This is a genomic window from Niastella koreensis GR20-10 (assembly GCF_000246855.1).
Taxonomy (GTDB): Bacteria; Bacteroidota; Bacteroidia; order Chitinophagales; family Chitinophagaceae; genus Niastella; species Niastella koreensis.
Window position 1 is genome coordinate 3,843,548 of the sequence record NC_016609.1, and the last position, 14,754, is coordinate 3,858,301.

General features: G+C 41.7%; 9 protein-coding genes. All 9 read right to left on the reverse strand.

Features of this window, described 5'->3' with window-relative positions:
* Position 1: 1 nt before the first annotated feature.
* The 9 genes from NIAKO_RS14985 to NIAKO_RS39120 all read right to left on the reverse strand — a co-directional run bounded on the left by NIAKO_RS14985 (position 2) and on the right by NIAKO_RS39120 (position 14,737).
* Positions 2–361, reverse strand: a complete 360-nt coding sequence (locus NIAKO_RS14985) for a hypothetical protein (RefSeq protein ID WP_041346783.1) — start codon at positions 359–361, stop codon at positions 2–4.
* Between the two features lie 54 nt (positions 362–415).
* Positions 416–730, reverse strand: coding sequence for a DUF1493 family protein (locus tag NIAKO_RS14990; protein ID WP_014219294.1), 315 nt, complete (start codon positions 728–730; stop codon positions 416–418).
* Between the two features lie 25 nt (positions 731–755).
* Positions 756–4,352: an RHS repeat-associated core domain-containing protein gene (locus tag NIAKO_RS14995; RefSeq protein WP_014219295.1), complete on the reverse strand. Its 3,597-nt coding sequence runs from the start codon at positions 4,350–4,352 to the stop codon at positions 756–758.
* Positions 4,349–5,287 (reverse strand): hypothetical protein, encoded by a 939-nt coding sequence (locus tag NIAKO_RS15000; protein WP_014219296.1) that lies wholly within the window; start codon positions 5,285–5,287, stop codon positions 4,349–4,351. The genes NIAKO_RS14995 and NIAKO_RS15000 overlap by 4 nt, the downstream gene beginning before the upstream one ends.
* A gap of 444 nt (positions 5,288–5,731) precedes the next feature.
* Positions 5,732–7,222 (reverse strand): hypothetical protein, encoded by a 1,491-nt coding sequence (locus NIAKO_RS15005; RefSeq protein ID WP_014219297.1) that lies wholly within the window; start codon positions 7,220–7,222, stop codon positions 5,732–5,734.
* A 201-nt stretch (positions 7,223–7,423) separates the two neighbouring features.
* Positions 7,424–7,792 (reverse strand): YbbC/YhhH family protein, encoded by a 369-nt coding sequence (locus tag NIAKO_RS15010; RefSeq protein WP_014219298.1) that lies wholly within the window; start codon positions 7,790–7,792, stop codon positions 7,424–7,426.
* On the reverse strand, positions 7,779–8,174 hold the full coding sequence (locus tag NIAKO_RS15015) for a DUF4329 domain-containing protein (RefSeq protein ID WP_207622438.1): 396 nt from the start codon (positions 8,172–8,174) through the stop codon (positions 7,779–7,781). Before NIAKO_RS15015 ends, NIAKO_RS15010 begins: the two co-directional genes overlap by 14 nt.
* A gap of 134 nt (positions 8,175–8,308) precedes the next feature.
* Positions 8,309–9,799 carry a hypothetical protein gene (locus tag NIAKO_RS15020; RefSeq protein WP_014219300.1) on the reverse strand — a complete coding sequence of 497 codons (1,491 nt, stop codon included), beginning with the start codon at positions 9,797–9,799 and terminating at the stop codon, positions 8,309–8,311.
* A 663-nt stretch (positions 9,800–10,462) separates the two neighbouring features.
* Positions 10,463–14,737, reverse strand: a complete 4,275-nt coding sequence (locus NIAKO_RS39120; protein WP_207622383.1) for a DUF6443 domain-containing protein — start codon at positions 14,735–14,737, stop codon at positions 10,463–10,465.
* Between the last annotated feature and the right edge of the window lie 17 nt (positions 14,738–14,754).

A 14,754-nucleotide genomic window follows, 5' to 3' on the forward strand; every position in this document is an offset into this window, starting at 1 on the left:
ATTATAATTCTGCTGGACATGGAATGAAAAATGAAGATGCCAGTGAAACAATAACCTGGACGCACTTTATTCCTGGGGCACCCATCACTTTTATTTCACTGTAAGCATTCTTAAAATTTTCGATCAGTATCGCTTTCAAAGCATATTTTCTTCCGGCAACATGATATTTTCTATCCAAAAGTCTTAATGCCCTGTGATACACCATCGACATATGTTCCGGCGGCAAATTCAAAGAAATAACTGGCAAGTCGACATCTTCACTTCTGCTGTTTGTACCAAACTCCACGGTAGGCTGAGTATGTGCTGCAGATGTGTGCGTATTTATTAACGTCTGAGCAATGTTATCTGAATTATCATACAATATTGTTGCAAGTACCTTTGCTCTATCTAAATTCGCATCGATACTACCATTTTGTTATTCCAGTTTCCCTTTTATTACTGCATACTCTAAATCACCCAAAGTTAACGGCTTATATGACATCTTCTTCTTTTTAAACAATCGCATTATTGACGCAATCACAGCATCGCCTTCCGGCTCAAAATATTCCTGCAATTTGAAGTCTGAAATATCTACATTAAACTCTTTACCAAATGCAATAATAATTTCAGCCGCATCATCGCCATAAATCTTCAGGTCTTTTTGTAAAGAGGTATTTCTAGTTAGAGGAAAATCGTAATCCCATCGGTTTGCTACAACAAATTTTATTATTCGATCAAATATTTCATCCATAATCAAAGCAATATTTTACTGAACATCATAAACTCCCAGTTGATGAAGAACTTACTTCGTGTAAATTTGTATTAACGGGGGAATCTTTAAATTTCTCTTTGTTTCCGTCATCAATATATTCATTTAATACATTATTTACAGAAGTATCAAGATCCAATATAAAGATAGCCCACCCGATAATAGGTACCACTCTTCCGGCCGCACCTCCCAATCCCTTGGTTGCCAACCTTCCTTGCACAGCACTCCCTAGTCTTTCACCCAACTTAGTACCTAATAATTTGGTAAATGTTCCTTTAATTGTATACTCTGAAGGAATAATCTCACGAAGAAGAATTGATGCAATAGAGGTTCCCCATGTGGCACCTCGCATTTGGAAACGTTTTCTTATTATAGGAGACCCCAGAGTTATTAGATCAATTGCAGTTCCTTTCCTTATGTAAGAATCATAAAAATTGTCATCTAATCTCTGCGACAGCCCTATAGGCATAAAAGTTTGCCCTATATTTAATAAAGAGGACCACCCACTATGCCCTTTACTTTTTTTGACTCCTGAAATGGTTACAGCAGCTAAATTCCCCCAGCCTGGATCACTATTTGTAGAGGCCCCATCCTCATTCCACCAGGTTTTATTGCCATTTACATCTGTTGTAACAATTCTTTCCCCTAAATATGTCAATCCTGGTGTAATAATATCATCTTGTTTGTGAACATTTGGATCGTATGAGATTTGCTTTTTTTGGGGGTCATATATATATCCCTGATTACCTGTATAATCCTGACTACTTAACCCTAACGGGTCATTAAATTGAATGGGGTTATTATCTGCAAAACCATAAGGAGTTATACCATCGCCCAACTCCAATAAAGGATCTATCTGATGCCATCTTCCAATTTGCGGATCAAGATTTCGGTAAATAGCATCATATTGATTAAGTCCCAAGTCAGTAGCTTGCTCTATTCCATTATACTTATACCTGTTCTCCGGTGCAATCGTAGCCGCCTTCGTACTTATTCCCGGCATCGCCAACCCAAACGGATAATAATGCGTTTCTTCTACCAATGCACTCTTATTATGGAAAACCTGCAAATTGTCAAAATATACATCATACGCACTTTCGTTGCTACAATATACAAAAACGTAACCATTCCTGGGAGCAACTAAATCTGATTGATTTATCAGTGTATGGTCTGTCATTCCCACAGAGGAACTTATTCGCCGGAAACTACCTCCGGCATAATTAAATTGCTCATCAAAAAATATCCAGTTAATATAGGCCCACGGCGCATCCGCCACATCAGTACGGTTTTTAAAAATATTCAGTGCGCCGCCAAGATAGGGTGAAAGCGCGGGTGTAGTCAGCCCCTTGCCTATCATAGTCGGACTGCCCAGTAAGGCATCAATTATTCCATCCACCGGCACTGGGAACTGAACATTGTAGTTACCACCATTTTTAAACCAATAGGATTTCCCCATAATATCTATCTGGTCACCCACCATCACCTTTAACGTTATACCTAGCCCGGTTTTGTTAGTGGTTGCGTTTAATTTATATAATTTTTGACTGTTGTCATTTACCTGACTGTTGGGATTGGGATTATAAGTGCCATTATTGTTCTGATAAGTTGGCAAACCCGGAAGCGAAGTAGTGCTTATATCAACGATATAATTACCATCGATATTATAAAAATCTTTCTCCTTGTAAACGGCATCGGCGCTATTTGACAGGTTTCCTTCCAGAGTAGCCGCAGGATATATATCCTGCTTTTGTTCTTCGGTGAGTACCATACGCACATTTCCCAGATGATCTTTTACGAAATAATCATATTCATAACGCGGATCAGCGCCTGGTGCTGGTATTATATATCGCATCCGGCCTTCTTCATGATTTACAAACTGCAACTTATCGAAATAGTTTTCCGACGCCAGGGCTTGATTAAGATATTCCTTGCTTTCATAAACGAATCCCCCTACATAATTGGTAGTAGTCTTAACATCGGAAACAATATTGACTACTGTCACTCCTTTTTCCAGCGCTATTTTCTGCAGCTTATTGCCGGCAGCATTGTAAACATAAGTGATGGTGCCTTTATTACCATTATCTACGTTTATTAACGAAGGCAGGTTTAGGTGATTATAAACTATGGCACCGCTTGCCTGGTCAACATCTGCCACCCCATTTAACTTTTTATTTTTATCAGTTACCAGGTTGCCGTTTACATCATAGCCATAATCGTTACTACCTGTATTATTATCCTGAAAATCGCCCAGACCGGAACTTGTTTGTACAGGCATATTATCGGTAACTGATTTTAATTTATTACCATCCAGGTGATATTCATAATGAAGATCATCGAATACTTCACTGTTTTGCAGCTTTAATCCCATTTGCATCATAGCAAGTATGTTCCCATTCTCATCATATGCACTATAATAGTTAATGCCATCACCCATACGCATATCAAACTTGATAGTGGGAAAATACCAGTAGGCACTGCCATTAAACTGCGAATAATTGGCGCCCAATAATCTGTTTGCCTTATCGTACGTATAGCCATACGCCCGCCGCTCACCATTGCCTTTGCTACACCATTTAGTACCTGCAATGTTCCCGTTCAACTGGTTTATATCGAACCCTTTGTCATAATTCAATTCCATCCCAAACCAGGGAGCCTGCCTGTTTATAGCCGCTACGCCGTTGGCGTAGTCTTTATTGATCCCTGTTAACCAGCCACGGATATTATAGCTATAATCCAGGATCTCCAATGGATCATATACAGGTGTAGTATAATTATCGCTCCTGTCTTTTTTGTGTCCCAACTGTTTATGCGCCAACTGTCCGAGCTCATCATACTCATTTTTGGCAATGAGCGTCTTTTTATTGGCATCGTCATTTATTACTTTCCATACTTCTTTTACCCGACCGGCATGATCATATTCCATATTGGTTTTTACCCGAAGGCTAAATGGGGTACTGCCGGCAGAATTAGTATGATCCAGGTAATTACTTATTATTTTACCGGAAAAATCATACCGGCTGGTGATAACATCGGTTCCTTTTAAAGTCTCCTCATTTACCTGCAACAGCCGGTTGCGGTCATCATAAAAATTAACGGTAGCCAACCAATTACCAGCCGTCAGGTTACTGGGATCTGAAATTACCCGCACCTGGGAACCGGTAACCATTCCGGTTGTCGCTTTTTGCTCCAGGGAGGGCGGTGTTAATGGATGTAAATTATTGCCGGCATCCAGCAGATTATTATAGGCGACGCTATAGGTTTTATTAGTCCAATCGTATTTATCGTAATAGTTTTTTGTCAACGCAGTAAAAGAAAATCCACCGGGAAGCGGACAAGCATTTATTGTCATGCCATCCACCACTGTCTGCACCCCGGAATTTGTTCCTGTTTGATTTGCTACATCCAATTGCAATGCATCCCGGTTAGCTGTATAACCATTGATCATCCCGGTCATTACCTGTCTGTTCTGGTCATCATACAAAGTGGCCATCCATTGTCCCTTGTTGCCACTTCGCATATTTCCATCCTGGGTAAATACCAATCGATCACGTACATCATATACCAGGCACACCCAATCTGCGCCGGGTACCTTTTTTGCCATCATCCGGCCACGTTCGTCGTATTCATACCTGAAACACAATTAGTCAAATAAATATTCGTCTGGGTAGACACATAGCTGTTGTCCGGACACTCAGTTTTAAACTTGGGTCTGTTATAAGCCTTTGCATATTCCGAAGTGGTATGATAATTAAAAGGGTACTGAGTATAGCCAAAGCTAATTGTCCTATTATCGGACGTAGTGATATAGCTTAATAAATAACTGCCGGTACCATTAAAGCTTTTGCGTGCATAAAGATCATTCTCCGGAAAAGGTGTTGATTCGGTATGTTCCGCTAAACCAAAATAATATTTATTGCCTCTTTCGTCAACAATCGTAAAACCATCAATTTCTTTCGTTATTTTAAGATTAGATTGAGGAACACATATAATATTCTGATTAGCGTCCAGGTAAAAAGATCCTGACTGACCGAGGAAGCTATAACTATACAGATCATACTCACTATCATAATCACCTCTTATTACCCCTTCCACATAATCATACTTCTCCTGATCTGTCATCTGGTTTTGTAGATATTTTTGCAATTTTTGTTGAGATGGGATTATAGTACTAAACATCCCGTTGCCCTCGTCAGCAAAATCTCCATTTCCCCTGGTTTGAATATTAATAACGCCAAAACTCGAGATGTCCCATCCCAGGCCTACCCAAGATGGAATTTCATTGGTTTTTAGCCCATTGTTATGATAGCTAAGAGTAACCGGTAAATCGAATGATCCTATTTTAACGTCGAAAAGCGGAATGGAAATATTGGCCATTCCATTATTTAAAGAAACCGGGATATCTCCATACTTTCCCAAACTGGCAGCATTAGGTGAATGCGGGGTCAATTGAGGCAACGTGTAGCGATTTTGAGCATATCCATCACTGATAAAAAAATTCAACAGCAGGCAAATGAATGACGCATAAATATTTCTTGCCATATAAATTCAAAATGTATATTATATATTATAATACTCAATAGGCTATGCAGACCCCGCCTTAGATTGCAACGCAAACAGGCAGACTGAGACTACAGCCATTAACAGAGTTAATCGCAAAAAGAGGCAGAAAAATTAAATAATCATTGGGGGATTATTCTATAACATGCCCTATTGAACCAGGGTGATGGGAAAACGTGTAGAGAAGCGGGCTTGGGGTTGGGTTTGGGGTGCATTTGATCAGGTTTTGGTAAATGGAATCAAAAGGCCGCTATGCTACAAATCTTTTCCTAATGCGGCTTAATTGTAAAATGACAAATATCAAAAAACATTTTCAATTAACCAAGACTGTTTGGTATCCGTGCATTTTTGGCAACAGCTGTGTAGTTTTGGGCGATAAGTGTACGAATCATAGGAATATCTCCTACCGCAAGAATTCCACTAGCTTTAAAACGTATACCCCACCCTGAACTTGATTGGCTGGGTGCGCGGCACCTGTTGATAGCTCAGGAAATCGAACAACAATTGCAGTTTGGTCTTTTTGAAGAATTTGCTTTTGACACTCACGATCTTGCTAACGCCAATGAGTCCGCTCTTTGACCACGAGGAGATCTCATTCCAGTGCATGACCGTGTTGGTATTTAAACTGTCGGACGTGATGGGTTGATAATTGTATTCCAGTCCGCCACTGAGATAAAAGCTGCCTTTCAGTTTTACGTCGATATACGACCGCAGGCCCATGCCCTGGTTGGTGATGTGGATGTGTTTGATGTCCTGCCCCCAGCCCATTTTATAACTGGCGCCGATACCTATGGTATTTTTATCGTTGAGCTTATACCCTACCGATAAACCGAAATCGGAGGTAGTGGGAAAGAAATTATTTTTTGCCGTCTGGATGTTGGTGCCATATTCCAGCCGTTGCCAGAAAGTTTTGGTGCGCTGGTTATTGGGTTTGAAATCGGGAATGTCGGCATCGGCACTGCTGCCGCCACCGCCGCCCAGTTTGTTCAATTTGTCTTTCAGGCTGTTTAATTGTGATTGCGCCGCCTGCAGGTTTTTTTGCAGGTATTGCTGAGCGTTCGGTCCGCCGCCTGCCAATTGGTTCTGGATCTGCTGCTGCACCATGGAACGGGTTTGCAGTCCGGCCAAACTCGCCGGTGTGCCATAATTATCGGGTAAGCGAAACAGGCTGGCCAGTTCGCTGTTCTGTTTCATGAAACTGGTAAATGCCGGCAGTTTGTTCAGCAGCGACAGGCCCCGCTGCACCATTTTGTCGGGATCGTTCAGCAGGTCTTTATACTCCTTCAGCTGCGCGCTGTAGTAATAAGCTTCTTTCTGAAAACCGGTAAATTCATCGGTGAGTCCTTTGGGCAGGTTGGTAAACCGGCTCAGGGACTGTTTTATCTGTTGTTTCCGTTGCTGGATAAAGGCTTTTACCTGGTCGGCGGCCTGCAGTTTGCCCTGCAACTGGTTTACCTGCGAGAGTGAACCTTTCAGTTTATCCTGCACTTCCTTTGATTGTTCCAGTAAAGGACTGTTCTGATTCAGGAAGGCCAGGCTGGTCTTCACCGAATCTACCATGGGCATATAGGCGCCGGAACCGCGTTTTACGGGCAGACTGTCGGTATTGATCGCGGCAATCATTTTACCGTATTGCGCATCGATGTCGCCAAAGGTTTGTTCGGCTTTGGTAGAATCCACCTTAGCCAGCTTGCGCTTCATCTTCTTCTCTTTTTTGGCCAGGCGTTGGAGGTATTTGGTGGTTTGTTTGGTCATCCGGTCTTCGAGGCCGGCGTATTTGTTCTGGATCTTGCTGAAGAACGTAGTAGGAAAACTTATAATCTTATCAACCACAGGCTCTTTTTCCTGCGCGTGGGACACCTTGCCATACAACATGCTGATGCTAACCAATAAAATCAGGAGTAAATTCTTCTTCATGCGCAAGTTTTTTTTGGTTAAACGGGTTGGGATAATACGAATATAAGACGCCGGAAGCACCTAAAAAAGAAACGGTAGTCCCATTTGATAGATGTGTCGAATTGGGCGATAGCTGTGCGGGAAAATAAATAACTGGCCGAATATCATCCAGCCAGTTACTGAAAATAAACTATTAATAAACATTACACCTGGCACATTTCTTTATTTACCATGAGATACTTGTAATATTTTACAATCACTTTTTTGTATCTCAATATGCGCAACTCCACCAACTACAATAAATATAGACCTTGAATTAGGATTAGGCTTAGAATTATAAACAGAATCACCCTTCAATGTTCCCTCAACAATCCAAACTTTGTTGTTCTCCAATCTCGCTATAAAAGGTTTTTCATTGTATATCCTATTTCCATAAATAGGAAGCCATACTGCTTCTGCAACTTTAATGGCAGTCTCTGCATCAGGAACGTAGTCCCTTTTTTCGTTCTTATTTTGGATTAAATTGCTGTAAATACTTGTAGAACATACCAATAATAAGATAAAAAAAGCCATCAAATTAAATACCTTCATAATAATCTTGTTTACTTAAAATAATCTCGTTTCCTTTTCCAAGTTCCGCCAGATATTTTCCATGCGTATGAATTATTGCTACAAATCCTGCTACATAATCGGGCAGAACGATGTTAAAGGTTGCCCCAGCCGCTTCATCTTGGGTTTGAGGTTCAAAATATGAATAATATATCTCTTGAGTCTTGGGATCTTGTGCTATATAAATCACAGTAATTGATTCTGTTCCTGACTTAATTGAACTCCCATTGTAAGTTTGACCAAAATCTTTAGCTGCTTCCTCCACTGATTGGAAATGATCTCCAGGCCCAGCCGCCATTCCATCCGGATCTATAAATCTAATCGGATTATTTGGCCTGGGCTGTATAACGAAGTGTTTTACCAAGAAGCTCCGGTGTGTAATAAAAAACATTTCAATTAACCAAGACTGTTTGGTATCCGTGCGATTTTAGCAATAGCCGCGTAGTTTTTAGTGATAAGTGTGCCAATAGGGTATCTCTAATCAGGGATTCTTTTATTTTAGAAAGTATACCCCACCCTGAACTTGATCGGCTGGGTCCGCGGTACCTGCTGGTAACTCAGGAAATCGAACAGCAATTGCAGTTTGGTCTTTTTGAAGAATTTGCTTTTGACACTAACGATCTTGCTAACGCCAATGAGCCCGCTTTTTGACCAGCTGGAGATCTCATTCCAGTGCATGACCGTGTTGGTATTTAAACTGTCGGACGTGATGGGTTGATAATTGTATTCCAATCCGCCGCTGAGGTAAAAACTGCCTTTCAGTTTTACGTCGATGTACGACCGCAGGCCCATGCCCTGGTTGGTGATGTGGATGTGTTTGATATCCTGTCCCCAGCCCATTTTATAGCTGGCGCCTACGCCGATGGTGTTTTTATCGTTGAGCTTATACCCTACCGATAAACCGAAATCGGTGGTAGTAGGAAAGAAATTGTTTTTTGCCGTCTGGATGTTGGTGCCATATTCCAGCCGTTGCCAGCAAGTTTTGGTGCGCTGGTTATTGGGTTTGAAATCGGGGATGTCTGCATCGGCACTGCTGCCACCACCGCCGCCCAGTTTGTTTAGTTTATCCTTCAGGGTATTTAACTGTGATTGCGCCGCCTGCAGGTTTTGTTGCAGGTATTGCTGGGCGTTCGGTCCGCCGCCTGCCAATTGGTTCTGGATCTGCTGCTGCACCATGGAGCGGGTTTGCAATCCGGCCAAACTCGCCGGTGTGCCGTAATTATCGGGTAAGCGAAACAGGCTGGCCAGTTCGCTGTTCTGTTTCATGAAACTGGTAAATGCCGGCAGTTTGTTCAGCAGCGACAGGCCCCGCTGCACCATTTTATCGGGATCGTTCAGCATGTCTTTATACTCCTTTAGCTGCGCGCTGTAGTAATAAGCTTCTTTCTGAAAACCGGTAAATTCATCGGTCAGTCCTTTGGGCAGGTTGGTAAAGCGGCCCAGGGACTGTTTTATCTGTTGCTTTCGTTGCAGAATAAATGCTTTTACCTGGTCGGCCTCCTGCAATTTGCCCTGCAGCTGGTTTACCTGAGAGAGTGAGCCTTTCAGTTTATCCTGCACTTCCTTTGATTGTTCCAGTAAAGGACTGTTCTGATTCAGGAAGGCCAGGCTGGTCTTAACCGAATCTACCATGGGCATATAGGCGCCGGAACCGCGTTTTACGGGCAGACTGTCGGTATTGATCGCGGCGATCATTTTACCATATTGGGCGTCGATATCGCCAAAGGTCTGTTCAGCTTTGGCCGAATCCACCTTGGCCAGTTTGCGCTTCATTTTCTTTTCCTTTTTGGCCAGGCGCTGGAGGTATTTGGTGGTTTGTTTGGTCATTCGGTCTTCGAGACCGGCATATTTGTTCTGGATCTTGCTGAAGAATGTAGAAGGAAAATTTATAATCTTATCTGCCACAGACTCTTTTTCCTGGGCGTGGGACACCTTGCCATACAACATACTGATGCTAACCAATAAAATCAGGAGTAAATTCTTCTTCATGTGCAAGGTTGTTTTGGTTAAGCGGGTTGGGATAATACGAATATAAGACACCGGAAGCACCTAAAAAAGAAACGGTAGTCCCATTTGATAGATGTGTCATTGGGGCAATAAGTGTGTGGAATTGGGGAATAGGTATGCGGGACGATACAGGTCAAAAATAAAAACCGGCTGGTAGAAAAACCAGCCAGTAATTGAAAAAATTCTGTCAATAGTCATCATATCTTTGATACCTGTACTCGCCATATTCTATAATATGGGCTAATTCAGATACCCCATGTTTCGGGGTTACCAAATTATACATGTTTACAACCTGCTTACCATTGGTTCTGAAAATAATTGCATGGCAATGATATGCATATCCACCATGTTCGTACCCCACCACATAAACACCCTTAGACCCTGCCGCATACATATATTTTCTGGAATGTCGCATAGATCCTATATCTGAAGCATTGAATTTGTGCTTTGACAACCTGAACGTTCCTTCAAATCGCTGGTTCATATAGCTCCTTACATACTTAGGAAGGTTATTATAACTCCTGAACGAGGTACTGTCTTTATAAAGATCTTTTAGGGTTTCCTGTATTTCACTTCGGTAAAGCGTATCCTGACAATAACACTTATTGCAAACAATTAATGATATACAAATGATAATAATTAACCTCATGGTTTTACTTCTTTTATATCTGTCGGACCAGTTGTTTTGTAAATGTATCCCGTATGGTTATTCCGAACTCCTTCACCAAGCTTTTGAGCTGCTGGTGTTTCAAATTTTAGGATAACACGACGCTCCTCCGCATTATCATAAACTTGGTCTTTTGTGAATGTCCCATCCATATAATCAGCATGACTTACAAAATCACCATAGACATGATTCATTTCATGAAAAAGTCCAATAGCAGGTGATTGAAAGGATTGCAGGAATTTCATTTGATAATTTTTTGTATCTACTAACTGAGTAGCAGCGACTGGATTCCATTTTATAACCCGACCCATACCCAGAAATCCAGAACTATAATGATTCGGCTCATTAAAACCAAAAGCCTGCTTTATGGTAACAGTTCTTTTATCATTTGCTACAGTTTTGATAATACCATTCTCATCAGCCTTTTGGGCATATTTCAATCCTGCCACTACATTATCTACAAATTTTCCATGCACCTCATTGCCCTTCTTATCAACTGCAGTTCCATGTTCTTCATTAAAAAAAGCCTTTTGTTTATGTCCTTCGTCATCTCTGTATTTTATTTTTATTCTTTTTCCGTCTGGATCATGAAACAAGAGTGGATTATTGGCCACATAAACATACGATGATAAACTAGTGTATTTCTCAGCCAAAGGGTCTATTGCCGACCATCTGCCCAGTTGTGCATCATATTCCCTCGCCCCATAGTCATACCATTCCAACCCACTACCATCACTAAATTCCTTCTCCTGCTTTTCCTTGCCATTATATCCATACTTATTATCAAGGCGCCCGATAGCTTTCGAGCTTATCCCCGCCATTGTTAACCCAAATGGATAATAGTGCGTTTCTTCCAGCAATGCCCCCCGGATATGTTCAACTCTTATATCATCAAAATACACATCTCCCTTGCTTTCATTACTTACAAACACATAAAGATATCCATTTTGCGACATTTCTATTTCATTGCCGCCATCGGCTTGTAACAAATGCTTTTGCTCACCCGGGTGAATTTCAGGCACCGGTGTGGCGCCATACTTTACTGCCTTGAATTGCTCTTCGTCCAATAACACATAGTTCAAAAATGCTTTGGGGGCGCCCACTACCGGGGTTTGGCTCCCCAACAGGTTTTGCATGCCTGGCTGCAACATGTTATCGGTTACCTGCGAGGCTGCGCCGCCTTTGGCCAATCCGGAGATACCGGGGGTTAACTGTCCCAGCATGTTGAAAATAACCGGGCCCAAGTTCTGATCAATACTATTATCTGTAGCAGCGGGCTTATACCAGGCAAAGGTGCTAGCTTTTATTTTATCGCCAGCCATTACCTTCAAAATAACGCCAGGCCCTACCCTGCTTTCTGCAGTACCACCATTTACTTTGCTTACTTTCTTATTATTTATATTATCATTATCAAAAATCTCAATTTCATTATTCATGCCCGGTTTATCAGCTTCTGTAGCATTGATCTTGTCGCCAAACAATGCCACTTCAAAACTCCGGTTGGCCACCTCCATGCCTGCCTGGTAAATATCAGGCGCCTTCTGCTCATCGGTCAAAACCATTCTGATGTTGCCCAGGTGGTCTTTTAAATAATAATCATAGGCAAATGAAGTAATTGCACCATTATTATCACGCACCGGCCGGATCCTTCCTTCTTCCTGCGGCAAAAATTGCAGTACATCATCTTCATAAGTCCCAAAAAGATATAAGGTGGTTTTGTCGGCCTTGCCAGTTTCGTGCACCACTTTTTTTAGCTTATTACCTGTAGCGTCATATGTATAAACGATGCTTCCTTTGCCGGTAACAGAAATAACTTCAGGAAGGTTTAGATGATTATAAGAAATGGAACTGACATCCTTATTATAGTCGACATTCAAATTTCCATTTTCATCATAGTTGTAATCCGTTACTGTTGCCGGATTAATTGATGAAGGGTTTTGGCCATATGAATCTTTGGCAGCCTTCTGCGGATGCGAAACTGAATACCTGAAATCTCCCAGTTTAGTAAGTGGATCATTGCTAAGATCCATAACATTCTTCAATTTATTCGAGTAATCCTGATATGTATACCGTAATTTATCAATTTCAGAACTCGTGCCTACTTTAAGGCCTTTCTGGTCCATACTTAAAATATTCCCATTGGCATCATAAGTAAGATTGGATACAGTAAAATCAACACCGGCGGTGGTATTAAAACCTCCATCGTATTGAGTAAAAGCAGCACCCGTAAGGCGGTTTACTGCATCATAAGAATAATCATATTTTCTGATCTGTTGATCTCCTTTACTTTTCCAAACCGTTCCGGTGATATTTCCATTAAATTGTACTGATCCATAACTTCCAAGAGAAGGAATGCCTGATTTATCATATGCAAGATCAAAACCAAAAGAATGATCATTGGTGGAAGTGCTTTTTGCATATTCCCGGTTAGCACCCAGCATCCACCCCCTGATGTTATAGTCATAGTTCATTGTCTCCAGACCGGTACTATTAAATCCAGGCGCCAGTATTTTTGTTTTTAATTGACCCAACGCATCGTAAGCAAGGGAGGCCAGGGTCTTCCATCCATTTCCATTCAGGTTCTTTTCTACGGTTATCAACCGGCCCAGATCATCATATGTACTTTTTGTAGCTATTTCAAAAGACTGAGTACTGACTCCTCCTTTACGATGATTTAAATGGGATACCAGTAATTGACCGGAAAAGCTATACAAATTTGTTACTACATCCATCTCTCCGGTGTAATTAAGGGTTTGCACCTGTATAACCCTCCCTTTATCATCATACAGATTGCATGAAGTAATATACTTATCTTCCCCCAACACTTTTACTTTTGTCCATGTAACCAGTCCGCTGGCATTAGTGGTTATCGACAATGGTTCCGGATAATTATTAGCCGCAGCGGTTAAATAAGCAGTATATCCACTTGATTTCAATGTAGTATACTCAAAGGCATTTGAAATGCCATCATAATTATCATAATGGGTTTCAGTGAGCAGTTCATTTGAATACAACGATACATCAGGATATGATATGCTTACACCAACAGTTGTTCGATGGTAAGCTGCATTATCAAAATAAACAGGGTCAACGATCTTAACAACAGCAACAGGCCTGTTCTGCTCATCATACCTGGTCACCAGCCATTCTTTGTTTAAACGCATGTTGGCATCCTGGCTCATCACCAGCCTGTCGCGTCCATCATATACCATCTGCACGATACCTGCACCTGGCACTTTTTTCATGATCATCCTTTTGCGAACATCATATTCATAACGAAAGCATTGTTCATTCAGGATCGATCCACCAAGGGCGTTCGGGTCCCAGCTGTTCCCGGCCAGTAATTCAACTCCTTTCGGCTGCACTACAGCTCGTAACTGTTTGAGGTCATCATAAATAAAATAAGAGCATAACCAACCTGAATGATCCCTGCCCGAACCATCATCAGCCGATGCGGTATTCTGCACTTTCTTCAGGATCAGTTGTCCTTCTTTGTCTTTGAATTCAATCACCTGCTTACCTTTTTCATCAACCGTCACGTGTTTAAACAATACACCAGCGGCATAAACGCCATTGCTACCCGCCACAGTATTGTAACTGCCAAAATCGTTTTGATTATCGTTTACGGTCCAGATCCGCACTTCGTCAGTCAGGGTATTCGTCCAATACTTTATTTTCATTCCGTTTCCCTGGTTTACCCAGCTGTTACCAGGTGCATAGGTTCTTTCTGTCCTGCTTAAAGGTGAAGGCTCAAACTCTGTTTTACCATAATAGAAAGTTTCCCCCTGACCTTTAATGGGACTGCTCACATTATTATCGCTGTAAAAATATTGCTGTTGCTCGAATGGGTTTAACTTAACCTGCCCGTCACTCACAGAAGAATTCCCTCCCTGGGTGTTAGCAGCAAAAGACAGGTATTGTCTGGATACTCTGCCGAACTCATCGTATACAGTTGGTGTAACAAGGTCTGCAGGAAGACCGCTGGTTGGCAGAGATCCCTGCCGTACCACAGTTTCCAATGGCCGCCCCAACCCATCGAGATATTGGGTGGCCAGTTTTACTTCCTTTAAAGGACGGCTCATCAGCACATCAGGATCGGTGATGGGCGCCTGCGCTTCCCACGTCCTGACATAATTTACCGGACCTGTATAATTGGGGGGCGTTACAGGTGTAGCATCCTGTGCATGCACCTGTGAAACCAGCAATACACAAAAAGGTGCTATTAATTTTATAATAGATGTATATCGATACATGGGATTCGATTTATTTG

Bases quoted from the DNA above. Each gene is read 5' to 3' on its own strand.
- NIAKO_RS14990 (WP_014219294.1), bottom strand. From the start codon at position 730: ATGGATGAAATATTTGATCGAATAATAAAATTTGTTGTAGCAAACCGA.
- NIAKO_RS15010 (WP_014219298.1), bottom strand. From the start codon at position 7,792: ATGAAGGTATTTAATTTGATGGCTTTTTTTATCTTATTATTGGTATGT.
- NIAKO_RS15020 (WP_014219300.1), bottom strand. From the start codon at position 9,799: ATGAAGAAGAATTTACTCCTGATTTTATTGGTTAGCATCAGTATGTTG.
- NIAKO_RS14995 (WP_014219295.1), bottom strand. From the start codon at position 4,352: ATGATGGCAAAAAAGGTACCCGGCGCAGATTGGGTGTGCCTGGTATAT.
- NIAKO_RS15005 (WP_014219297.1), bottom strand. From the start codon at position 7,222: ATGAAGAAGAATTTACTCCTGATTTTATTGGTTAGCATCAGCATGTTG.
- NIAKO_RS15000 (WP_014219296.1), bottom strand. From the start codon at position 5,287: ATGGCAAGAAATATTTATGCGTCATTCATTTGCCTGCTGTTGAATTTT.
- NIAKO_RS39120 (WP_207622383.1), bottom strand. From the start codon at position 14,737: ATGTATCGATATACATCTATTATAAAATTAATAGCACCTTTTTGTGTA.